Below are 21,434 nucleotides of genomic sequence, written 5' to 3'. Positions count from 1 at the left end.
CCCTTGCGACGACGGGGCCACGATGGCGTTATGATGGCGCGTGCGCGACGGTTCCATCGGTGGCGACATCGCGGGGCCGGTGACTGACGCGCATTGCCAACGTGTGGCGACGAGCGACATAGCCGCCAGCAGTGGCTACATCGCGGGGCCGGTGTATGACGCGGTGATGTTCGTGGGGGCGCCGCTGCTGGCGCTCGGCGTGGGCGCGGCGATCTCGGGGACGGCGCTGGCGGACGAGCCGCTGCGGCTGTGGGGGCACGCGGAGACGGCGACGGGGATCTTCATCGGCAGCTTCATCATGGCGCACCTGGTGCTGGTGGTGGTGCGCAGCCACGGGAACCCGCGGATCTTCGCGCGGCATCGCTGGCGCTTCGTCGGCGTGCCGGTGCTGCTGTGGCTGTTGTTGTGGGCGTCGGACTGGGCGCTGGCGATCGCGGTGGTGGTGACGGTGTGGTGGGACGTGCTGCACTCGAGCCTGCAGACCTTCGGGCTCGGGAGGATCTACGACGCGCGCCGCGGCAACCCGCCGGCGCTGGGGCGGCGCCTCGACCTCGGGTTGAACGTGTTGTTGTATGTCGGGCCGCTGCTGGCCGGGGCGACCTTGCTGGCGCACCTGGCGGTGCTGGAGACTTTCGAGAAGGTCGGCGCGACGGTGTTTCGCGCGGTGCCAGTGTACGCGGAGGCGCAGCAGGGGCTGCTCGCGCGCGGGCTGCTGGTGCTCGGCGGGCTGTACTTGATCGTGTATGTGCTGGGGTATCTGCGGCTGGCGCGGCGGGGCTATCGGGTGTCGTGGCAGAAGCTGCTGCTGCTGGTGTTCACGGGGTTGTGCTCGCTGGTGTGCTGGGGCTTCGACAGCTTCGGCGAGGCGTTCTTTGTCATGAACTTCTTTCACGCGTGGCAGTACTTCGGGCTGGTGTGGTGGAGCGAGCGCGGCAACCTGCGGCGACGGCTCGGGCTCGAGCGGGCGCGGCTCGGCGGGGCGGCGGCGCTGCTACTGATGGTCGGGGCGGCGTTCGCCTACGGGCTGTGGGCCGAGTGCGTGGACGGGCGCGAGCAGCGTGCGGCGCTGGGGCTGACGCTGGTCGTGTCGCTGATGCACTTCTGGTACGACGGCTTCATCTGGTCGGTGCGCCGGGGCGAGGTGTGATCAGGCGGTGAGGCGGAGCTCGCGGCCGGTGAGGCGCGTGAGCAGGGCGCTGGCGAACAGGGTGAGCCCGGCGAGCTCGAGGGTCTCCTCGCACCAGTCGAGCAGGTAATAGGTGAGGTTGTCGTCGCCGTGCTGCTCGCTCCACCAGCCGAGCGGGAGCTCGAAGACGACGGCGCCGGTGACGTAGACGGCGCCGGCGAGGACGAAGCGGCGGGCTGTCTCTCGGGACAGGCGGCGCAGGAAGCCGAGGAAGGCGAGGCCGAGGGCGAGGACCAGGAGCGACGCGGGGATGACCCAGCCGAAGTGGAGTAGGCCGGTGGTGGTGAACAGGCCGCCGAGCAGCTCGTGCAGGCCGACGGCCTCGTCGATGGAGATGGCGAGGAAGCCGAGGGCGAGAGCCTGCCAGTGGCGGCGATCTTCGGCCTCGCTGGCGGAGATCGAGGCGAGCAGGGCGGCGCACAGCAGCGGCAGGGCGCTGGCGTACCAGGACGGCAGGTTGCCCTCGAAGCTGAGCGAGAGCAGGGAGCAGATGGGGTGCGGGCCGAGGCGAGCGCGCAGGAGCTCGGCGAGCAGGCCGATGGCGGAGAAGGCCGCGCTGGTGGCGATGAGGGCCCGGCGCAGCGAGGTGGCGGTCACCTGCATGGCCGGGCCCCGGATGCGCGACAGGTCAGAAGCGGACGTCGAGGTAGAGGTTGGCGAGCAGGATGTTCTGCTTGTAGATGCCCTCGGCCGAGGCCTGCTTGGTGGGGGCCGCGAACTTGTTGAGGACGCTGCGTTTATTGGTGTCGACCTTGAAGTAGGCGATGTCCGAGATGGTGAGGGCCATGGCGAACTGCTTGACGATCTGCCAGCGGGCGCCGAGGCTAAAGGACATCTTGTTCATGTCCATGAGGGCGGCGTCGAGGGTCTGGGGGCGGACGGCGCTGCTGTCGTAGCCGGCGCCGACGTAGGTCTCCAGCTGGGGGAGAAACCAGTAGGAGGCGCCGGCCCGGACGCCGCCGGCGTCCTTCCAGAAGCGGGGGAGGTGCTGGATGGTGCCGTTGGTCGGTGACTTGAGGGGGCCATCGGGGCCGTCGGGATCCTTCTCTTCGGCGCCGAATCCTTCGGGCTCGGTGAGGGCTTTGTCGGCGCCGGTGAAGCCGCAGCCACGGTCCTTGACGCTGGCGTCGAGGACACACTGCTTGTCGAACACGGACCAGCGGGTGTAGTCGGCGAACAGGCGCAGCTCGACGCGCTCGGTCGGGCGGACGCGGAAGCCGAGGCGGATGATGTCGGGGAGGGTCTGGGTGAGCTCGGCTGGGGACTTGGTGGGGACCATCGGGCTGGCGAGGGCGTTGGAGAGCTTACCCTTGAGGGTCATGCCGCCGACGACGTTGGGCTGGCTGGTGTAGGAGGCGCCGATCCACAGGCGCTGCTGCCAGTTCCAGATGGCGCCGATGCCGAAGCCGCCCTGCCAGCCGGAGGCCTCGAGCCAGCTGCGGCCCTCCTTGCGGCTGCCGATTGGGGGGGGGATCACGAGGTCATCGCTGCCGTCGGCGTTGCGGGCCCGGATGGTGTCGGTCTCGCTGCGGATGGCGCTGCCCGAGACGCCGATGCTGAGGCCGATCTGGGGGATGTTGAAGGCCATCGCGCCGGTGATGTACATCGAGCGGATCTTGCCGTCGATCGTGTACCAGCGCTGGGGGCCGTCGTGGGCGCCGGGGTAGGCGCTGCTGTTGGCGTAGGCGGAGTTCTGGCCCCACACGGCCTGGCCGCCGAAGGGGAAGTAGAGGGCCGCGCCGGCGGAGAAGATCTTGGTGCCGAAGTCGGAGTGGGCGCCGAAGAAGGGGCTGACCAGGGTGTTTTGCAGCTTGGCGGTGCCCGAGTTGGCGGCGGTGCCGTCGTCCGGCGTGCCGGTGCCGGGGTTGTTGATCGCGGATTCGGGGCGCTGGTAGCTGGCCCAGCGAAACGCCAGGTTGGCGTCCAGCATGATGCGTGTGCCGGGCTTCAGCGCGATTCCCGCGGGGTTGTAGTAGATCGCGGTCGGGTTGTCCGTGGTGGGGTGTCCGTGCTCACCGCCGAAGCGGGCGGCCGAGAGACCCGAGGCGTGGGCCGTGGTGTCAAGGCTGACGCTGAGGGCCGCCGTGACGCCGCCGGAGAGGCCGAGGATCGCGGCGCAGCGGACCAGGGCAGAGAGGGGTGCACGACGCGGACGGGAGCGTAGCGGGCGGGCCATGGGAATCCTCGCGGTGGGCGGAGCGGCGGAGAGAAAGCGCGGCGAGTCGAAACGGCGCTTGAGCGGAGAGGCGGTCGCACTCTACTATGGAAGCCGGTCCCGGCGTGCAACAAAGAAGGCCATCCATGACGCGAGTACAGGTCGAACACCATGTGGTGAGGGGAGTCGGGGGGCTGGGGATGCTGGCCGTGTGCGGGCTGCTGTTTGGGCCGGGCTGCGGTCCGGACCCGCAGGGCAAGTTCGATGAATTCACCGAGCAGACCAAGGAGGGCAGCTCGACGGGTGATCCCGGGACGACCACTGCGACGAGCCGACCCACCGGTGGCACCGGGGCCACGACCGGGGGGCCGCCAGCGTTCGACATCAGCGGTGATTTCTTGCTGGCGGTGTCGACCACGGTCGACCGCAGCAAGCCGCTGCAGTTCATTGCCACCAACATGGTCACGGAGATGGACGGGAAGATGTTATTGGCGAGCTGCCTGCAGCCGCTGACGCTGATGGCGGGCAAGGTGACGGTGCCGCGGGTGCCGATCGGTGACCCGCTGTGCTTCGAGGGGCTGGAGATCGTGGACGGTGCGTTCACGATCGACGCGGGGATCGTGATGGTCACGGGTGAGGCCAACCCGATCACCGGTGCGAACATCGTCGCCAGCCTGATCATGGCCGGGACGATCAAGACCGACGACTTCTACTGCGGCACGGTCACCGGCGAGGTGAAGGAGCCGCCGGTCGGCGATATCACGGGATCGAGCTTCGCGGCGGTGCGTCTTGCGGACAAGAAGGTGCTGCCGACCGACGTGACGATCACTTGCGACGGCAAGACCGTCACCGACATGTGAACAAGACCGGGCACGTCGGCAAGTAGCAGCATTTTGATTCAGGCCGTCCGAGACATCCTCAAAGATCCCAGCATCCGCGTCGCGTACATGATGTGCCTGATGCTGGGCATCGCCTATGGCATCGTCATGGCGATCGTCGCGGTGTATTTGAACAAGGAGCGGGGGATCGACGAGCAGACGATCGGCGGTCTGGCGTTCTTCTTCTCGGCCGGGATCGCGATCTTCGCGGTGCCGATGGGGGCGCTGGTGCGGGTGCTGTCGCCGCGGGTGATGCTCGCGGTGGCGCTGGCGGGCTATGGGGTGGCGACGGCGGTGTTCCCGTTCCTGACCACCTTCACGGGGCTGGCGACGGCGCGGGCGATCGACGGGGCCTTCTCGGTGGGGGCGTGGATCAGCATCGAGACGATCTTGCTGATGCGGACCACGGCGCTCAATCGCGGCTTCGTCACCAGCCTGTACAGCATCGTGCTGGCGATCGGCTACGTGATCGGCAGCGTGTTCGCGGCGGGCTTCGTGTACATCGGGCCGAGCAAGCTGGCCTTCGTGTGCGCGGGGATGCTGGCGGTGCTGGCGGCGCTCTTGGGGCTCCTCCGACTCGACAAGCACATTGGGCCGGTCGCGGGCTCGGACCACGCGGAGCACGGCGACGCGTCGACGGCGTTGGAGCCGGAGGGCCCGCCGATTGGGGCGCTGCAGCTGTACTGGCAGATCAAGACGGCCTGCCTGACGACCTTCACCTACGGGTACTTTCAGGGCTCGCTGGTGCTGTTCTTGCCGCTGTTCCTGATCGATCACCGCGGGGTGGCGGAGGGGCCGACCAAGCTGCTCGTGGCGTTCTTCGCCGCGGGGATGGCGGTCAGCGTGGTGATCTTCGGGCGCATCGGCGACCGCCACGGGCACCTGAAGACGATCCGGGCGCTGGTGGCGATCGGGGCGGTGATCACGGTGAGCGTGGTCTATCTGCCGTGGTTCCCGGTGGTCGCGGCGATGGTGTTCTTCGCGGGGGCCGTGCTCGCGCCGGTGTACCCGCTGAGCATCGCGCTGCAGAGCTTGATCGCGGAGCCGCGCGACTACAACCGATCGAACGCGCTGCTGAACGTCTCGTATGCGCTTGGGACGCTGGCGGGGCCGCTGCTCTGCGGATATCTGTACGTCACCTACAGCGTCGGCCCGGACGGGACCAAGGTGCCCTTCGGCGGCGAGCTGCTGTTCTGGCAGCTCGCGGCGCTGTGGCTGCTGGTGCTGGTGGCGACCAGCGTGTTTCGTAGCGATGACCCGTCGCTGTGGCGGCGGCGGGCCAAAGCGCAGGGCTGAGGCGCTGGCGCGCTGGCTGGGCCGAGCCCAGGCCCAAGGTCAGGCCCAAGTTCAGGCCAGGCGCCGGGTTCAGGGCCGGCGGGCGATGATGCCGGTGACGAAGAAGTCGAGCGGTAGGCCGTCGTCTTCGCGAAACTCGCCGTCGAGGTGGGCGCCGAAGAGCTCGACGAGGCCGTCGAGGACCTCGCCTTCGAGGCCCTTGAGGGCGGGGTGGGTGACGTAGCCGGTGTCGAGCAGCCAGCGGGTGGCTTCGACGCCGGAGCCGAACCACAGGCGAAAGCCGTGCTGCCATGAGTCGTCGATGCGGAGGCCGCCGCGGGCGAGCAGCTCCTCGACGATGCCGATGTTCTTGGGGGTGGGAGGCTCGTTGATCTCCATCTCCATGCTCTCGGCGATGCGATGGTAGATGGTGAGGGCCTGCGGGGCGCTGGTGGCGAGCGAGGTGAGCACGCCGACGCGGCCGCCGCTGCGGACGAGGCGGCCCATCGCCGGGAGCACGCTGTGCCAGTCGAGGTAGGCGAGGGCGAAGCGCATCGACAGGACGTCGAAGGAGGCCGCGGGCGCGGCGGCGATGAAGTCCTCGGCCTTGGCCTGGATGGCGCTGAGCGCCAATCCCTCGCTTGCCGCGGCCTCGCGGGCGAGGTGGAGCATGCCGGCGGAGGGGTCGACGGCGACGGTCTCGCCGGGAGCGTTGAGGCGCATCATCGGCAGGGTCGCGGCCCCGCTGCCGCAGGCCAGGTCGGCCACACGTTCACCGCGGCGCAGGCCGAGGCCGCGGGTGAGGCGGTCGTTCGGGGTCTGGACGTGGCGACTCCATAGATCGTCGTAGCGGGCGGCCACGCGGTCGTAGGTGCTCTGAAACAGTTCGTCGGTGTTCGGCGTCGTCAACGAAGGCTCCGATCGGCGCAATCGATACACCGAGCGACGGAGCGGCGCAATGTCATGACCGAAGTATGACGGTCAGTGTGCAAATGACTGCACGGTTCGACCCGAATTCGCGGTCGCCCAGGCAGCTAGTGGGCAGCCGACTGCACGGCCTGACGACACACGAACACGTCGGCGGGCGGGAAGTTTGCCATCACTCGCTGCTGCTGGATCTGCTCGAAGTGGCCCTGGAGATAGCGCTGGAGGTTGAAGCGCGACCACCCGCGGACCGGGCTGTAGACGACGACGCGGGCGTGGAGGTAGCCGTACTGGACGAACACGCCGTCGCTGCCGAGCATGGCGATCGAGCTGGCGAGGATCGACTGGCGCAGCTCGGGTGTCAGCAGGCTCATGCCGAGGCAGGAGACGACGGCGTCGACGGGGCCCTCGTGGCCGGCGGCGGCGAGCAGCTCGTGGAGGTCGGCGGCGGAGCCGTGGATCGGGACCAGACGCGGGTCGGGGAGGCGGCGGGCGGTGGCGTCGAGGAGGGGGCCGTCGATCTCGACGGCGTAGAGCTTGGCGTCCGCGGGCATGGCGGCGAGCAGGGCTGCGGTGACGGTGCCGGTGCCGGCGCCGAGCTCGACCACCGCGCGGGCCCGCTTCAGCGCGGCGCCCTGAACGATCGCGTCGACCAGGAAGCGCGAGCTGGGGACGAAGGAGGCGGTCTGATCCCAGTCGCGAAACGCGTTGGAGAAGAACCGCCACACGGCTTGGAAACGGTCGAGCGCGGGGGGCACGGGCGGCCGGGATTGTAACGAGATCCGGGCGAATGTCACGCGGACAAGGCCGCGCGCCTGCGTGGGCACAGCCTTTTGGTGGCCGCATGCGGCGACCTGTGCAGCGGGCGCCGCGGGCCGATCAGCGGGCCGATCGGTGGACCGATCGGTGGGCTAATCAGCGGGCGATCGGTGGGCCGATCGGCCCACCAATCGGCAGCCAGCTCAGGCGTCGTGGGCGAGCGGCGGGTTGGCCTTGAAGGTCCAGCTGAACGTCGCCTGGCCCTCGCGCTGGTCGACCGGGTCGAGGGTGAGGCCGTCGACGGCCTTGACGATGCAGGAGCTGAGGGCCTCGGGGGCCTTGGTGCGCTCGGGGTCGATGGCGGGGTCGAGGATCTTGCCGGTCTTCTTCTCGACCTTGAACTTGACGGTCACCTGACCGTCGAGGTTGGCGTCGGCGACGAGGGCCTGGTCGTAGCACTCCTTGAGGGCGCCGGTGCGGGTCTCGAGGAGGGTGCGAGTGTCGGCGCGGTAGGTCTCGGCGTCGCGGGCGACGCAGGAGCAGCCGGGCAGCACGGAGGACACGGCGACGAACGCGAGGCAGGAGAGGGACTTGAGGATCTTGCTGGTCATGGTGGTTCTCCTGATTCCCTACGGCGCGGGCGCGGGGGCGGGCGCAGCAGCGGGGTCGCTGGCGGGCGGGGCAGTCTTGTCCTCGTGGTCGACATGCTCCTCGAGGACCTTCTTCTGGCCGGACTTGGGGTCGATCTCGACCTTCTTCTCGGTGACGTCCTGGGCGGTGATGTTGAACTCGACGCGGCGGTTCTTCTCCTTGCCCTCCTCGGTGGACTCGTCGGCGATCAGCTTGGTCTCGCCGAAGCCCTTGGCGGTGAACAGCTCCTTGGCCAGGCCGCCCTTGGTGATCATGTAGTCCATGACCGCCTTGGCGCGGGCGTCGGAGAGCTTGAGGTTGTGGCGGTCGGAGCCCTCGCTCGAGGTGTGGCCCTCGATGGCGATCTTCTTGATATGCGGGTTCTCCTTGATGACCTTGATGATCTCTTGCAGGAGGCTGTCCGACTCGGGCTTGATGGTGGCCTTGTCGAGGTCGAACTGGATCTTCTCCTCGAAGGCGATGCGGTTGTTCTCGACGACGACGCGCTTGGGCGGGTCCGGCACGGGCTCGGGCTCGGGCGGGGGCGGCGGGGGCGGGGGCGGCAGGCGAGGCGGGTCGCCGACGACCTGGAGGGCGGTGGCGTCCTCGAACACGGTCGGACCGCAGGCCGCGGCCTGGAGCGCCGCGAGCGTGGTCAGCGAGAGGAGCAGGGAGCGAGAGTGTTTCATGGGGTGTGTGCGGGGTGGGGACCGAAGCGGCCGCCAGGGAGGCGGGCCAGCCGGGGAGATCGCGAGGATCTACGGCCGGGCAAGGGTCGCCCAGGCGAGCGCGCGGCGCAAGTAGTCAGCGGGCGACTTGCCGAGGTCGGCGCGATCCCGGCCAATTGCCGCGGCTCGGCTCACTGCGGGGCAGTCGGGGCGCAGGTGGAGACGCCGGCGCCGACGATCAACAGCGGGGCGGCGTCGGTGAGGAGGGTGAGGTCCTGCTTGCCGTTGTTGTCGCTGTCGTCGTAGTCGAGGTGGGTGACCTCGCTGTTGGTGAAGTCGTTGTCGCTGTCGGTGAACAGGTAGAAGTCGCCGGCGAAGAAGGCGAAGGCGAAGGCGCCGTTGTTGATCTCGAGGGTGCCGAGCGGCAAGACGTTGACGACGCTGCCGTCCTGCTTGTCGAGCTCGACCAGCTTGGAGGGGTTGCTGCCGCCGAAGATGAAGGCCCGGCCGTCGCCGGTGCCGGTGACCTCGGCGCCGTCGAAGTTGGTCTTGCCGAGCTTGGACAGCTGCAGGTTGACGGGATCGATGGTGATGAAGTCGCCGATCTTGTTGCCCTCGGCGAAGGGGCCGTTGCCGCTGTAGGTGTTGCCGTAGATCTGGTCGCAGGCGTCGTTGGCGGAGTTGGAGACGAAGGCCATGCCGAAGTTGGTGACGCCCTGCTGGCCGACGACGTAGCCGGGGTCCTCGCACTTGCTCACGTCGGAGACGGCGATCTTGCGCAGCTCGCCGGCGGTGAACTGGACCCACGCGAAGCCGGTGCGGTCGACGGCCATCGAGAAGGTGCTGGGGAACAGGCCGGGGCAGTCGAGGGCGCCGAGCATCTCGAAGCTGTTGGTCTTGGGGAAGTACTTCCACAGCTCGGCGTCGCCGGAGAGCACGAAGATGCCGTCGTCGAGCGGGACCTCGATGTCGGGGCAGGCGCAGGCTTCGACGTCGCCGGTGGTGCCGGTGTCGGTGCTGCTGCCGGTGCCGGTGTCGTCGACGGCGCCCGTGCTGGCGGTGCTGGTGCTGTCGGTAGTTGTTGTGGTGGAGGACGAGGCGGTGGCGGTGGTGGTGCCCGGGTCGCCGGTGGAGCTGCCGCCGAGGGAGTCGCTGGCGGAGCTGGTGGTGGTCGTTGGGTTGGGGTCGTCGCCGGTGGTGGGGGTGGCGGTGGTGACGGTGGTCGAGGGGGCGTCGGTGGTGGCGGTGACGGAGGTGTCGCTCTGGCTGTTGCCGGCAGTCGTCTGGGAGGAGTCGCCGCAGGCGGCTGCGAGGAGGAGGGCGGGGGCGAGGCGAGTCAGGCCATGCATGGGGGCGAGGATACATGGGCTCGACAGGCGGGGGACGGACGGCGATGCTGCGGCCGTGACGGGAGCCGGGTGGTGGTTGCTGGTGATGCTCGTCGCTCCGGGGAGCGACGCGGGTGAGGCCCGGCGGGCGGCCTGCATGCGGCGCAATGAGGGGGCGCCGGTCCGCTACCGCGGGTTGGTGCGGGCGCTGTGCGCCGATCATCGCAACCTCGGCGGGGTCGGGGCGAGCGTGGCGGTGGGTGAGGGCGGGGCGCTGCGCTTCGTGGCGACGGCGGGCGAGCGCTGCGCTGGCGGGCCGCCGGTGACCGCGGAGACGGGGTTTCGCGTCGGTTCCTTGACCAAGCTGGTGACGGCGGCGCTGGCGTTGACGGAGGTCGACGCGGGGCGGATGGAGCTCGACGCGGCGATCGTGACGCTGCTGCCGGAGCTGGCGGCGTGGGACGATCGGCGGGCCGCCGCGATCACGCTGCGCGAGCTGCTCACGCATAGCGCTGGGCTGGCCGATCTGCACCCGTGGTCGGCGCCGGGGGACGAGTGGATCGACGTGCTCGGTGAGCGTCCGCTGTGGACGTCGCCGGGGACGCTGTGGAGCTACAGCAACGCCGGCTACGCGCTGGTGGGCGCGGCGATCGAGCGCAGCGCGGGCGACGACTACGCGGCGCTGGCCTGGGCGCGGGTGCTGGCGCCGCTCGGGCTGCGCCACGCGACGCTGGATGTGACGCGGGCGCTCCGCGGCGACGTGGCGTGCGGGCACCTCGGGCGCGGGGCGGGGGTGTTCACGATGGATCTGGCGGAGGACCTCGAGATCGGCGCGGGCGGGGCGAGCTGGACGCGACCGGCGGGCGGGATGATCGCGTCGGCGGGCGAGCTGGTCACGCTGGCGCTGGGGCTCGGTGATCCGCTGGTGTCACCGCTGTCGGCGGGGGCGATCGCGGCGCTGCTGCGGCCGGAGTTGGCGACGCACGAGCGGCCGGGGGAGTTCTCCGCGTTGGGGCTGCGGGCGCGGCGGCTGGGCGACGGGAGCTGGCTGTACATACACAGCGGGAACACCGGGGACTTCGCGGCGGAGCTGGTGCTGGTGCCGGCGCGGGGCTTCGCGCTGGCGCTGCTCGGGAACACCGGCGACCCGCTGCAGGCGACGGCGCTGGTCGGGGTGCAGGAGCTGCTGGGAGAGCGCGTGCCGCTGCCGCTGCCGGCGGGGCCGACGAGTGATTATGCGGGGGTGTACGTCGCGGGGGACGATGCGATCGCGGTCGAGCTTGTGGGTGGGTCGCTGACGATCGCGGGGCGCGGGCTGCAGGGGCGACTGACGCACGCGGGCGATCATCGCTTTCGGGCGGAGGGGCTGCGCGAGACGCTGACCTTCGTGTTCATGGGGCCGGGGCCGGCGAGTTATGTGCGCGGGCCGGCGTTCGTGGCGAGCCGGGTTCAGGCGCCGCGGCGGAAGTAGGCGAGGAAGCGGCGCAGGTCGAGGAGGCTGCCGTCGACGTCGAGGTGGTCGCCGAGCAGGGCCCAGGCGGCGGAGTCTTGCTCGAGGGCGAGGCGCTTCCAGGTGTCGGTGTCGGTGGTGATGCTGGCGAGCGGGGTTGGGGTGCCGGGGAGGGGTTCGCCGCGCACGACCTCGGCGACGCCGCGGCGGACGGTGACGACGTAGTGGTCGTCGGTGTCGCGGAAGTGGACGGAGATCGATTCATGGGCCGCGCCGGCGCGCTCGGGCATGAGGCGGGCGCCCATCGCCGCGAAGAACAGGTCGATCGGGAGGCCGGCGCGCAGCTCGTCGTCGACCGCGACGGCGAAGGGGGCCACGGGGCGGCGCAGGCGGATCGCGGCCTCGAGCAGGTAGGCGCGGCCGTTGCTGTTGTTGGTCTGTTCGCCGAGGGTCTGGAGGGCGCGGATGTTGAGCTCGGGGCTGGGATCGGGCGACCCGGCGGCGCGGAGCTTGGCGAGCAGGTGCAGGGCCCAGCGCGGCTCGTCGCGGGCCAACGCGGCCTCGACCTCGCGCAGCAGCGCTGGTGGGCCGCCCATCATGGCGACCTCGCGGGCGGCGGCGTCTTGCTGGGGGTAGAGCTGTTCGGGGCGCTCGTCGAACCAGCCGAGCTCGGCGCCGTAGATGGCGCGCACGGACCAGTCGATCTGGCCGTAGAGCTCGGTGAGGGCGGGCTTGTCGGCGAGCTGCGGAGGCAGGCCGATGCTGGCGGCGAGGCTGTCGACGTCGCGGCCCGCGTTGGCGCCGCGGAGCACCTCCGCGAGGACCCAGGCGATCGCGTCGCGGTAGTCGGTGAGGGCGGCGCCGATGGTGTCGCGGCCGCGGAGCGGGAGGGTGTGCGAGGGGATCAGGTGCTCCGGGGCGAGCCGGCGCATGCGGTCGAGGCTGTCGATCCAGGCGCGCACGGGGCGGGGGCTGGTGCCGCGGATCGTGTAGAGGTTCGGGAAGGCGGCGTAGTAGTTGTCGCCGGGGAGGAGCACGCTGCGCGCGGGGATCCACACGAAGAGCTGGTCGTGCGTCTCGCCGTGGGCCTCGTGGAGTTCGATCTCCGTGTCGCCGAAGCGCAGCGTTTGCAGGCCGGAGAAGGTGTGGGTCGGCATGCGGGCGCCGGTCGAGCCCGCGTGGTCGAGGTCGGGGGTCGGGCCGAGGGCGGTGCAGGGGAGCAGCTCGGGGCCGACGCTGCGGCCGAACTGGTGCTCGCCGCGGCGCGACTCGGCGGCGCGCAGGGCCTCGTATTGCTTGATGAAGTGGCCGGTGAAGGCGTCGGTGGCCCAGATCTGGGGCGGCGGGCCGTCGCTGATCCAGGCCCGGGCGCCGCCGACATGGTCGATGTGGCTGTGGGTGTAGATGATGGCGAGGACCGGTCCGGGGGAGCGGGCCAGCAGGGCGTCGCGGGCGAGGGCGGCGCGGGCGAGGTCCATGCCGGGGTCGACGACGACGTTGCCGGCGGAGGTACGCAGGACGATCGTGTTGGCGAGGTCGTAGCCGATCGCGACGAACACGCCCTCGGCGGGCTCCTCGACGCGGGGCGTGAACTCGTCGCAGCGGGCGGCCAGGACGCCGGGTAGGGGCATCGTGCGGGTCTGGAAGATCGGCGGCGGCGCGGGCCACAGCAGCGCGGTCAGACCGCCGATGAGGGCGAGCAGGAGGAGGAGCGAGAGCCCGCGGGCGCGGCGAGTCATGGCGGATCTCAGGCGGCGAGGAGGTCGGGTGTGGCGAGTGGGTCGGTGTCGCTGCCGCCGCTGCCCATGGCGGCACCATACCTGGTCTGGTGGCAACTCACGTGAGCGCGTGCGGTTTGATCGCGGACGGATCTCGGACCGGTCGCGGGGGCGGGGGCGTTGACCCCCTTAAACACGAACACCCGGGCCATGAGGCCCGGGTGTGCATGGAGGGGTTGGAGTTCAGTAGCGGCCGCGACCGCCGCGACCACCGCCGCCGCCGCCGCGACCACCGCCGCCGCCGCCACGCCCGCCGCCGCCACCTTCGTAGCCGCCGCCGCCGCTGTCGCGGTCACGGAAGCCACCGCCGCCGCCGCCACGCCCGCCGCCGCCGCCGCCGAAGCCGCCGCCGCCGCCGCCGCCGCCACCACCGCGGGGACCGCCGCCGGGCTTGTCCTCGGCCGGATTGACGCGGATCGCACGCCCGTCGAGGGACGCGCCGTCCATCTCCTTCTGGGCCGTGACGCCGTCCGCGGCGTCCGAGTAGCTGACGAATCCGAAGCCACGTGAGCGCCCGGTCTCGCGATCGGTCACGACCTTGGCCTCCACCACCGAGCCGAACTTCTCGAAGGCCTCACGAAGACCCTCATCCGTTGTGTTCCAGCTCAGACCACCGACAAACAGTTTTCTCGACATGCTTCTCTTCTTCCGACGTTGGCGCGGCGAACCGGGCCGGCAGGGCCACGGGTCGTAATTCCGGCGCCGACAGCCACCTGGGGGTGCCTGTCGCGCGGCACGATGCGCTCGTTCGCCCGGGATGTCAAATGGGGCCGGGCCGCGGGAAATCACGCGAGGATGCGGAGATGGCGGTAATTGGCGGCGTCTTTGGGTAATTGCCTGGCGAGGATCAGTGGCTGGTGGGGTGGAACACGCGGCCATGGAAGTCGCGGATCTCGCGGGCGTCGAGGCCGGCGAGATCGGCCTCGCGGCGAGCCCGACCGGTGAGGCCGGCGGCGAGGTCGTCCTCTTTCTCGGCGATCACCACGGTTGCGATCGCTGGGTGGTCGTAGGTGACGAAGTAGACGAACTCGCCGGGGAACCAGGCGTCGAGGCAGACCGGGTTGAAGTCGCCGGCGGGGCTGCCAGCGATGACCGGGCCGAGCTCGGCCATGGCGATCCTCGCGGCGGCGACGAGCTCGTCGAGGGTCGCGTCGCTGCCGAGCTCATCGGTGGGTGCGGAGAAGAAGGCGGTGCCGTTCTCGAACACCACCCACGCCATCAGCTCCGGCGGCTGCGAGCCGGTGGTCGGGTTCTCGTGGGTGAACACGTGCTCGAGCACCGAGCCGACGCTTCGGTTGTTCGCTGGCATCACGGCGCAGCATGCCCGGGGCGGGGCGGGAAGCCAAGCGCCGGCGGGCTCGCGCAGGGCCGCGCGGAGCTGGTTCGTGGGTTCGCGGTCGTTGTGGATGCACGCGAGGGCGTCGCTTCAGGCGGCCCACAGGGCGTCGGCGAGGCCGGCCGCGAGCTGCATGGCGCGGGCACGCCCCGGGACGCCGGCCTCGCGCACGAGCGCGTTGGCGGGCGAGTCGGCGGCGACGCTGGCGAGCACGGCTGCGGCCATGTTGGCGCGGGCGGCCGCGATCTCACTGCGGGTGTCGGCGTCGACGCGGGTGTCCAGCCAGGCGTCGATCGCCCACGCGAGCTCGGCGTGGCGGGCCTCGTCGGCGGCGATGCCCCGCATCACGGCGCGCAGCTGCGGGTCGGCGGCGTGTTCGGCCTGGTGAGCGGCGAGCAGGGCGGCCCAGGTCTCGCGGACACAGCCCTCGCTGGCGTTCTCGATCGCCAGCTCGCGGAGGCTGCGGGCGGCGATCGGGCGGCGCTGCGGCGGACGGCAGCGACCGCCGCGGGCGGCGACCAGGCGGGCGACGGCCTCGGCGTGGCGCAGCTCGTCGGCGGCGGCGGCGAGGATGCGGGCCAGCAGCTCCGCGGGGGCGCCGTGGGCCGCGAGCTCGCCGGCGAGGGTGGTGAAGGCGTAGACCGAGGCGGCCTCGTCGTGGGCGGCGCGGGCGAGGTAGGCGGCGACGGGGTCCGCGTGGGCGAGGGCGCCGCGGGAGGTGATGCATGCGTGGCTGCGGCCGTCGCAGTTCTGGACGATCTCGACGCAGAGGATCGTGACGGTGCCATCGGCGTCGACGCTGGTCTTGTCGCAGCTGACGATGTTCCACGCCTCGGCCGAGGTGAGGGCGTCGCAGATCTGGTTGCACAGCTCGCTCGACCACTCGAGCGCGCCGGTGGTGTCGGTGGCGCCGGTGTCGCCGGTGCTGGTGCCGGTGCTCGTGTCGCCGGTGGTGCTGGTACCGGTGTCGGTGCTCGAGTCGCTGGTGGTGCCGGTGCCGGTGTCGCCGGTGGTGCCGGTGGTGCCGGTGGTGCCGACCTCGCCCATTCCGTGTAGCCAGGCGTCGTAGGCCTCGGGCGTCAGCACGATCACGTGATCCTCGTAGATGCACTCGCCGGGGTCGTTGGTGTCGATCGTGGTGCTTGTGCCGGGGACGCTGGTGGTGCTCGGCGAGGTGGAGCTGGTGCCGGGCGCGTCGGTGGTGGGCTCCGCGTGGCTCGTGCCGGTGTGCGGGCTGTCGGTGGTGGTGGCGTCGGTGGTGGTGGCGGTGTCACTGGTGCCTGGCACGTCGCGCTCGGTGCAGCTTGCGAGCAGGGCGGCGAACAGGGCGGCCAGCGGTCGGGCGAGCTCACGTCGAGGTGTGGTGGTCAGCATGGCGGCGCCGCGATGCAAGCCACTTGCCAGGGCCTTGCGGGCTGCCGGGGGGCCTTCAGCGGCTGCGGGGAGGCGCGACGCGTCGCGGCGCCGGGGCGCTGTCAGGGTCGGCATGACACCGTCGTCGCGGTGGCGACGCGCGGCTCGGGTCGGTGGTGGACCTCGGAGCGACCTGTCCGAAGGGTCAGCTGCGTCGCAGGCTCGCGCCGCGGAAGCGGGTGGCGAGGCCGAGGCGGCGCAGGCCGATCGCCACGTAGTCGGGCTCCTGCTCGACGCCGACGCTGCGGCGACCGAGGCGCTGGGCCACGGCCGAGGCGGTGAAGGTGCCGGCGAACAGGTCGAGCACGAGCTCGCCGGGGCGCGAGCTGGCGGCGACGATGCGCTCGAGCAGGGCCTCGGGCTTCTGGGTCGGGTGCTCCTCGTACTCGGGCATGCGGTAGCGGACGCGGGGGAAGTACCAGACGTTGCCGGGCACCTTGTCGGCGCTGTAGAGGGCGGGGGTTGGTTTGCGGTAGTCGATGAGGCGACGGCGGGCGCCGGTGGGGGCCTCGACGCGGATCGCGTCGGCGTTGAAGGTGTAGCGGGCGGGGTCCTTCACGCAGTGGAGGATCGGCTCGTAGAGCGAGCCGAAGCGGCGGCGGGCCTGCACGCCGGAGCTGTCGTAGCGCCAGACGACGCGCGAGAGCACGTGCAGGCGGGCGCGCAGGAAGATGTCGAGGTGCGGCATGGACTGGGTGCTCGCCATCAGGTAGAGGCTGCCGTGGGGGGCGAGGCGCTCGACGCAGAGCTCGAGCCAGCCGGCGCACCAGGCGAGGTAGCTGGGCTCGTCGGGCCAGCGGTCGTGGCTGGCGCCGAAGCGCTTGCCGAGGTTGTAGGGCGGGTCGGCGACGATCAGGTCGACGCTGGCGGGCGCAAGGGTCCGCAGGGCCGCGTGGACATCGCCCCAGAGGATCGTCGCGGTCTCGCCGTGGTACTTGCGGACAGGCACGAGATCGCGCGAGTCTACGCGAGGAGAACCCCTCATGGAACGAGTCACCGGTATCGGCGGAATTTTCTTCAAGGCCCGCGATCCGCAGGCGCTGGGCGCCTGGTACGAGCGTCACCTCGGGCTGCAGCTCGGCTGGGAGACCGGCGCCATGCTGCGTTGGGACTCGCCTGGCGGCACGGTGTGGAGCCCGTTCAAGGCGGACACGCAGTACTTCGCGCCGAGCGGCGCGCCGTTCATGATCAACTACCGCGTGGTCGATCTGGAGCGGATGCTGGCGCAGCTGCGCGCGGCCGGGGTGGAGGTCGACGAGCGCACGGAGGTGTCGGACTTCGGCAAGTTCGGCTGGTGCATGGACCCGGAGGGCAACCGGGTCGAGCTGTGGGAGCCGCCGGCAGGGGGGTGAAGTGGCGGCTGAGATTGGCGGGAAATTTAAAAGTGTTGACATAGCCGCGGCGTTGCCTTAGATAGGACGCCGCTCGCTGAAGGCGGGTTTTTGTCATGCTGCGCCTCTGATCCATATCGCTCCTCGTGAGCCCGCGCCCCCCGATAGCTCGGCGTGCCTTGACGTGTGACGACGCCTGCGATGTTCCAGCAGGCGGTCGTCCGCGCCGGAGCGCGCGCCAGCGGCGGGAGTGAGCCGCACAGAGGCCTTGCACGGGCCCTGGCGGCGGGTGTGGGCGTGGGTGAGGCGGGCCTTGGAGCCGCGCCGACCGTGGGTCGGTGGCGGGTCTGCGGCGCCGCGGGTATGTGCATTGTCGGTGCGCACGAATGTGTGCACTTTGAGCGAGGCGTCATGCGCTGGGATATGTTCAAGGTGATCGTGGAGCGGCCGCGGGTGAAGGGTAAGGAGCACCCGCGCGGGCGGGACTCGGAGCGGGTCCGTCAGGACCCGGAGCACGCGCCGCTGCGCGAGTCGACGGCCCGGGGTCGGCAGGCCAATGGCAAGTACCTCAACGAGAATCTGGCGCCGCTGCGCCGCTTCGTGCTCGGGCAGGTCGGTCGCCCGTGGGACAAGGTGCACGCCGAGATCTGCGAGCACCTGCGCCTCGGGAGCGCGATCCAGCGGCACGTGCTCGAGCACCTCGACGATTTTGTGGTGCGCGAGGTCGAGGTGGTCGACGGCTGTCCGGTGCACCGCCGCCACGGCCGGCCGGTGGTGGCCTCGCTGTGGCGGCACATGACCTGGGTGTGCCCGCATAGCGGCATCCTGCGGCGCTCGCCGCCGCGGGAGCGGAGCGTGGCGGCGGCGGTGCGGGATCGGGTGGAGCTGGCCGATGGCGATCAGCTGCAGCGCCTGGACGGGGTCTGGTATCACTTGAGCCTGATGCCGCTGTCGACCCTGCAGGGGGAGCGCAAGTACGACGCGGTGCTGCACCTGCCCCTCGACGGGTCCGACTACTGGGCGGTGCGGCAGAAGCTCAAGGCGCAGTACGGCCGCGACGGCGTGTACGCGGAGAAGAAGATCCAGCTCGGCAAGCGGGCGCTGGCCCGCCTGCTCCCGGAGGGGATGCGATGAATCAGGACACACCCGCGCTCGTTCGCCTGCTCCCGGGGGATGCGATGGATCAGGACACACCCGCGACCGTTCGCGTGGTCGCCTCGGCGCGCACCTGGATCGAGGGCGACGCGGTGCAGCAGCTCGAGGCGACGGCCCGCCTGCCGGGCATGCGCGCGGCGATCGGCATGCCCGACCTGCACCCCGGGAAGGGCTCGCCGATCGGCGCGGCGTTCCTGTGCGAGGGGCAGCTCTACCCGCACCTGGTCGGCAACGACATCGGCTGCGGGATGGGGCTGTGGCGGACCGATCTGCTGCGCCGCAAGCAGAAGCGCGACCGCTGGGCCGATCGCCTCGAGGACCTCGACGCGGCGTGGGACGGCGACATCGCGGCGGCGCTCGGCGGGCTGGCGGCGAGCGAGCACGACGGCTCGCTGGGGACGATCGGCGGCGGCAACCACTTCGCCGAGCTGCAGGCGGTCGAGCGGGTCGACGACGCGGCGGCTCTGGCGGCGCTCGGGCTCGTGCCGGAGCAGCTGTGCCTGCTGGTCCACAGCGGCTCGCGCGGGCTCGGCGAGTCGATCTTGCGGGCGCACGTCGATGCGTTCGCGGCCGCGGGGCTCAAGGACGACGGCCCGGCGGCGGCCGAGTACATGGCGCGGCATGATCACGCGGTCGCGTGGGCGCGGGTCAACCGGGCGGTGATCGCGGGTCGCTTCGCGGCGGCGATCGGGGCCGAGCTCGTGGGTCTGCTTGACGTGTGTCACAACAGCGTCGAGGCGCTGCCGGGGACGCCGTGTTGCTGGTTGCACCGCAAGGGCGCGGCCCCCAGCACGCAGGGTCCGGTGGTGATCCCGGGCTCGCGGGGGAGCTTCAGCTACCTGGTGGAGCCGCTGCCGCGCGACGACGCGGGCCTGAGCCTGGCGCACGGGGCCGGGCGCAAGTGGAAGCGCGGCGACACCAAAGCGCGCCTGAAGGACCGCTACCGTCCGGCCGATCTCGTGCAGACGGCGCTCGGCAGCCGGGTGATCTGCGAGGACCGCGAGCTGCTCTACGAGGAGGCACCGGAGGCCTACAAGGACATCGACAGCGTGATCGCGGCGCTGCTCGAGGCCGGGCTTTGTCGGGTGATCGCGGTGCTGCGGCCGGTGATCACCTACAAGACGCGCCGACGCTGAGCGTGGGCGGGCAGGTCGAGACGCCGGCGCCGACGTGACTGCGGGCGCTGGGGCTCACTGCGGGGCCGTGGGCGCGCAGGTCGAGACGCCGGCGCCGACGATGCTGATCGGTGCGTTGGCGACGACCTCGGTGATGTCCTGCTTGCCGTTGTTGTCGCTGTCGTCGTAGTCGATGTGGGTGACCTCGCTGCCGGGGCCGCCCTTGCTGTTGGTGAAGAAGTAGAAGTCGCCGGCGAAGAAGGCGAAGGCCCAGGCGTTGCCGAGCTCGACGCCGGGCAGGGGGATGACGTTGAGCTTGGCGGCGGTGGCCTTGTCGATCTCGACCAGCTTGGCGGGGTTTTGCCCGGCGAAGAAGAAGGCCCGGCCGTCGCCGGTGCCGGTGACCTCGGCGGTGCCGTAGTCGGACTTGCCGATCACGCCGACCTGGAGGGTCATCGGGTCGATCGAGAAGAAGTCGGAGATCGCGTTGCCCTCGGGGATGCCGGAGGCCTTGTTGCCGTAGATGCGGTCGCAGGCGTCGGACTCGCTGTTGGACACGAAGGCCATGCCGAAGTTGGTGACGCCCTGCTGGCCGACGACGTAGCCCGGGTCGGTGCAGTCGTCGACGTTGGTCACGGCGACCTTGCGCAGCTCGCCGCCCTGGTACTGGACCCACGCGTATCCGGTGCGGTCGACCGCCATGGAGAAGGTGGTCGGCGGTAGGCCGCAGCCGAGCGGCCCGAGCTGCTGGAACATGTTGGTCTCGGGGAAGTACTTCCACAGCTGCGCGGTGATCGAGAGCACGAAGATGCCGTCGTCGAGCGCGACCTCGAGGTCGGGGCAGGGACAGGCGTCGACGAAGCCGGTGCTGGCGTCGCCGCCGGTGCTGGCGTCGCCGCTGGTGCTGCCGGTGGTGGTGTCGCCGACCGTGGTGGTGGTGTCAGCGACGCTGGTGTCGGTCTGGACCGGCATGCTGGTGCTGGCGTCGGTGGTGGCGGCGGTGGTCGAGGTCTGCGGGGTGTCGGTGGTGGCGCTGTCGGTCTGGCCGACGGTGCCGCTGACGTCGGTGGCCGTGTTGGCGGTCGTCGACGTGGGCGTGGTCGGGCCGGCGGTGGTCGGGTTGTCCCCGGACGTGGAGGCGCCGGTGCCGGTCTCGGTCGCGCTGGTGCCGGTGACGGGGTCGCCGCCGCAGGCGGTGAGCAAGGTTGCGAGGCAAAGGGAGGTGTGGCGCATCCGGGCAGGATACCCAAGCCGCGTCGCGGTCACGGGAGAGCTTGCTCGCGCACAGGACCGCGCGGGGCCGGCGTTGGCCCGGCTTCACGGCGTCGTTGGTCGACGATCGGTGCCGGGCCGCGGGGGTGTTGTCAGCCTGGCTTCACGGCGTCGGTCAGGTCGACGATCGCCTTCCATTGCTCGAGCTGGCGGGCGCGGGCGTCCTGCTCCTCCTCGAGGGTTCGCACGCGCAGGCGCAGGTTGGTGGCCATGGCGTCGGCGAGCTCGGCGAGCTCGGCGGAGCGGGCGGCGCGGCGGAAGGGCTGCCACTTGAGCACGACCAGCGCGAGCACGACGGTGCCGCCGAGCACCAGACCGCCGGCGAGCTTGGGGTCGCCGAGGGTCGCGGTGTAGGCCCCGGCGGCGAGCACCGCGATGGTGAGGACGGTGACCGCGACGGTGGCCTGGCGCAGGCGGGCGTGGCGACGGCGCAGCTGCTGCGCGGAGCGCAGGGCCAGCAGCTCGAGCTCGGCGAGCGGCTTGACGGCGAACACATCGGGCGCGGCGACGCCGTGCAGCAGGTTGGTGCTCCAGCTCTTCTCGAGGTCGATGTTGGGGCGGGCGCCCGGGTGGGCGGCGGAGGAGGGGGCGCGCGTGCGGGGCTGGACGATGTCGTCGCCGCCGGGTCCGAGGTCGCGAGCGTCGAGCACGGTGTCGGCGACGGCGGCGTCGCGGATCGCGGCCTCGGCCCGCTGCCGCAGCTTCTTGAGGCTGTGGGCGATCGCAGGGTTGTGGCGGGCCGCTTCGACGAGGAACTCACTCATGGCGCCGCTGCGACTGT

At 71.1% G+C, this 21,434-nt stretch carries 21 protein-coding genes; 7 read left to right on the top strand and 14 right to left on the bottom strand.

What is annotated here, in order from left to right; genetic code table 11:
• Positions 1–40 precede the first annotated feature (40 nt).
• On the top strand, positions 41–1,147 hold the full coding sequence (locus tag IPJ59_RS27575; RefSeq protein ID WP_293258660.1) for a hypothetical protein: 1,107 nt from the start codon (positions 41–43) through the stop codon (positions 1,145–1,147).
• Here the strand turns inward: IPJ59_RS27575 and IPJ59_RS27570 are convergent, their stop codons facing one another.
• Positions 1,148–1,789 carry a hypothetical protein gene (locus tag IPJ59_RS27570; RefSeq protein ID WP_293274007.1) on the bottom strand — a complete coding sequence of 214 codons (642 nt, stop codon included), beginning with the start codon at positions 1,787–1,789 and terminating at the stop codon, positions 1,148–1,150.
• A 25-nt stretch (positions 1,790–1,814) separates the two neighbouring features.
• On the bottom strand, positions 1,815–3,362 hold the full coding sequence (locus tag IPJ59_RS27565) for an OmpP1/FadL family transporter (RefSeq protein WP_293274006.1): 1,548 nt from the start codon (positions 3,360–3,362) through the stop codon (positions 1,815–1,817).
• A gap of 125 nt (positions 3,363–3,487) precedes the next feature.
• On the opposite strand from IPJ59_RS27565, the gene IPJ59_RS27560 reads away from it, so the two are divergent.
• Positions 3,488–4,201, top strand: a complete 714-nt coding sequence (locus IPJ59_RS27560; protein WP_293274005.1) for a hypothetical protein — start codon at positions 3,488–3,490, stop codon at positions 4,199–4,201.
• A 33-nt stretch (positions 4,202–4,234) separates the two neighbouring features.
• A complete protein-coding gene (locus IPJ59_RS27555; RefSeq protein ID WP_293274004.1) occupies positions 4,235–5,515 on the top strand; it encodes an MFS transporter in 1,281 nt (426 codons plus the stop codon).
• A 69-nt stretch (positions 5,516–5,584) separates the two neighbouring features.
• Here IPJ59_RS27555 and IPJ59_RS27550 read toward each other — a convergent pair whose 3' ends face one another.
• From IPJ59_RS27550 to IPJ59_RS27530, 5 genes are all read right to left on the bottom strand, one after another.
• Positions 5,585–6,403 carry a class I SAM-dependent methyltransferase gene (locus IPJ59_RS27550; protein WP_293258648.1) on the bottom strand — a complete coding sequence of 273 codons (819 nt, stop codon included), beginning with the start codon at positions 6,401–6,403 and terminating at the stop codon, positions 5,585–5,587.
• 125 nt (positions 6,404–6,528) lie between these two features.
• Positions 6,529–7,176, bottom strand: a complete 648-nt coding sequence (locus tag IPJ59_RS27545; protein WP_293274003.1) for a class I SAM-dependent methyltransferase — start codon at positions 7,174–7,176, stop codon at positions 6,529–6,531.
• A gap of 204 nt (positions 7,177–7,380) precedes the next feature.
• Entirely contained in the window at positions 7,381–7,788 is a 408-nt protein-coding gene (locus IPJ59_RS27540; RefSeq protein WP_293258644.1) for a hypothetical protein, read from the bottom strand.
• 18 nt (positions 7,789–7,806) lie between these two features.
• Positions 7,807–8,496, bottom strand: a complete 690-nt coding sequence (locus IPJ59_RS27535; protein WP_293274002.1) for an OmpA family protein — start codon at positions 8,494–8,496, stop codon at positions 7,807–7,809.
• A 170-nt stretch (positions 8,497–8,666) separates the two neighbouring features.
• Positions 8,667–9,824, bottom strand: a complete 1,158-nt coding sequence (locus IPJ59_RS27530; RefSeq protein WP_293258640.1) for a hypothetical protein — start codon at positions 9,822–9,824, stop codon at positions 8,667–8,669.
• 55 nt (positions 9,825–9,879) lie between these two features.
• On the opposite strand from IPJ59_RS27530, the gene IPJ59_RS27525 reads away from it, so the two are divergent.
• A complete protein-coding gene (locus tag IPJ59_RS27525) occupies positions 9,880–11,274 on the top strand; it encodes a serine hydrolase domain-containing protein (protein ID WP_293274001.1) in 1,395 nt (464 codons plus the stop codon).
• Here the strand turns inward: IPJ59_RS27525 and IPJ59_RS27520 are convergent.
• The 5 genes from IPJ59_RS27520 to yhdJ form a co-directional block, all read right to left on the bottom strand.
• Positions 11,253–12,992: an alkyl sulfatase dimerization domain-containing protein gene (locus IPJ59_RS27520; RefSeq protein WP_293274000.1), complete on the bottom strand. Its 1,740-nt coding sequence runs from the start codon at positions 12,990–12,992 to the stop codon at positions 11,253–11,255. The genes IPJ59_RS27525 and IPJ59_RS27520 overlap by 22 nt on opposite strands.
• Positions 12,993–13,214: 222 nt before the next feature.
• On the bottom strand, positions 13,215–13,667 hold the full coding sequence (locus IPJ59_RS27515; protein WP_293273999.1) for an RNA recognition motif domain-containing protein: 453 nt from the start codon (positions 13,665–13,667) through the stop codon (positions 13,215–13,217).
• A 211-nt stretch (positions 13,668–13,878) separates the two neighbouring features.
• Complete coding sequence (locus tag IPJ59_RS27510; RefSeq protein ID WP_293273998.1) at positions 13,879–14,340, bottom strand: hypothetical protein; 462 nt, start codon at positions 14,338–14,340, stop codon at positions 13,879–13,881.
• 117 nt (positions 14,341–14,457) lie between these two features.
• The gene (locus IPJ59_RS27505; RefSeq protein WP_293273997.1) at positions 14,458–15,741 is read right to left on the bottom strand and encodes a ferritin-like domain-containing protein; all 1,284 of its coding nucleotides are present in this window, start codon (positions 15,739–15,741) and stop codon (positions 14,458–14,460) included.
• Positions 15,742–15,925: 184 nt separating this feature from the next.
• Entirely contained in the window at positions 15,926–16,729 is an 804-nt protein-coding gene (gene yhdJ, locus IPJ59_RS27500) for an adenine-specific DNA-methyltransferase (protein WP_293258628.1), read from the bottom strand.
• Positions 16,730–16,763: 34 nt separating this feature from the next.
• On the opposite strand from yhdJ, the gene IPJ59_RS27495 reads away from it, so the two are divergent.
• From IPJ59_RS27495 to IPJ59_RS27485, 3 genes are all read left to right on the top strand, one after another.
• The gene (locus IPJ59_RS27495; protein ID WP_293258626.1) at positions 16,764–17,132 is read left to right on the top strand and encodes a VOC family protein; all 369 of its coding nucleotides are present in this window, start codon (positions 16,764–16,766) and stop codon (positions 17,130–17,132) included.
• A 390-nt stretch (positions 17,133–17,522) separates the two neighbouring features.
• The gene (locus tag IPJ59_RS27490) at positions 17,523–18,245 is read left to right on the top strand and encodes a hypothetical protein (RefSeq protein WP_293273996.1); all 723 of its coding nucleotides are present in this window, start codon (positions 17,523–17,525) and stop codon (positions 18,243–18,245) included.
• Positions 18,246–18,289: 44 nt separating this feature from the next.
• Complete coding sequence (locus IPJ59_RS27485; RefSeq protein WP_366524705.1) at positions 18,290–19,402, top strand: RNA ligase RtcB family protein; 1,113 nt, start codon at positions 18,290–18,292, stop codon at positions 19,400–19,402.
• Positions 19,403–19,456: 54 nt separating this feature from the next.
• On the opposite strand, the gene IPJ59_RS27480 is transcribed toward IPJ59_RS27485, so the two are convergent.
• Together IPJ59_RS27480 and IPJ59_RS27475 are read right to left on the bottom strand one after the other, a co-directional pair.
• On the bottom strand, positions 19,457–20,614 hold the full coding sequence (locus tag IPJ59_RS27480) for a hypothetical protein (RefSeq protein WP_293273994.1): 1,158 nt from the start codon (positions 20,612–20,614) through the stop codon (positions 19,457–19,459).
• Positions 20,615–20,745: 131 nt separating this feature from the next.
• Positions 20,746–21,417, bottom strand: coding sequence for a hypothetical protein (locus IPJ59_RS27475; protein WP_293258619.1), 672 nt, complete (start codon positions 21,415–21,417; stop codon positions 20,746–20,748).
• Positions 21,418–21,434 lie beyond the last annotated feature (17 nt).

It is taken from the genome of Nannocystis sp. (assembly GCF_016714285.1).
Lineage (GTDB): Bacteria > Myxococcota_A > Polyangia > Nannocystales > Nannocystaceae > Nannocystis.
The sequence above is the reverse complement of the archived record's forward strand: the minus strand, read 5'-3'. Positions and strand labels throughout refer to the sequence as shown.

Coding starts and splice junctions, on each gene's coding strand:
- IPJ59_RS27570 (WP_293274007.1), bottom strand. CDS start 1,789: ATGCAGGTGACCGCCACCTCGCTGCGCCGGGCCCTCATCGCCACCAGC.
- IPJ59_RS27490 (WP_293273996.1), top strand. CDS start 17,523: ATGCGCTGGGATATGTTCAAGGTGATCGTGGAGCGGCCGCGGGTGAAG.
- IPJ59_RS27495 (WP_293258626.1), top strand. CDS start 16,764: ATGGAACGAGTCACCGGTATCGGCGGAATTTTCTTCAAGGCCCGCGAT.
- IPJ59_RS27480 (WP_293273994.1), bottom strand. CDS start 20,614: ATGCGCCACACCTCCCTTTGCCTCGCAACCTTGCTCACCGCCTGCGGC.
- IPJ59_RS27515 (WP_293273999.1), bottom strand. CDS start 13,667: ATGTCGAGAAAACTGTTTGTCGGTGGTCTGAGCTGGAACACAACGGAT.
- IPJ59_RS27510 (WP_293273998.1), bottom strand. CDS start 14,340: ATGCCAGCGAACAACCGAAGCGTCGGCTCGGTGCTCGAGCACGTGTTC.
- IPJ59_RS27505 (WP_293273997.1), bottom strand. CDS start 15,741: ATGCTGACCACCACACCTCGACGTGAGCTCGCCCGACCGCTGGCCGCC.
- IPJ59_RS27530 (WP_293258640.1), bottom strand. CDS start 9,824: ATGCATGGCCTGACTCGCCTCGCCCCCGCCCTCCTCCTCGCAGCCGCC.
- IPJ59_RS27520 (WP_293274000.1), bottom strand. CDS start 12,992: ATGACTCGCCGCGCCCGCGGGCTCTCGCTCCTCCTCCTGCTCGCCCTC.
- IPJ59_RS27535 (WP_293274002.1), bottom strand. CDS start 8,496: ATGAAACACTCTCGCTCCCTGCTCCTCTCGCTGACCACGCTCGCGGCG.
- IPJ59_RS27485 (WP_366524705.1), top strand. CDS start 18,290: ATGGATCAGGACACACCCGCGACCGTTCGCGTGGTCGCCTCGGCGCGC.
- IPJ59_RS27565 (WP_293274006.1), bottom strand. CDS start 3,362: ATGGCCCGCCCGCTACGCTCCCGTCCGCGTCGTGCACCCCTCTCTGCC.
- IPJ59_RS27475 (WP_293258619.1), bottom strand. CDS start 21,417: ATGAGTGAGTTCCTCGTCGAAGCGGCCCGCCACAACCCTGCGATCGCC.
- IPJ59_RS27540 (WP_293258644.1), bottom strand. CDS start 7,788: ATGACCAGCAAGATCCTCAAGTCCCTCTCCTGCCTCGCGTTCGTCGCC.
- IPJ59_RS27560 (WP_293274005.1), top strand. CDS start 3,488: ATGACGCGAGTACAGGTCGAACACCATGTGGTGAGGGGAGTCGGGGGG.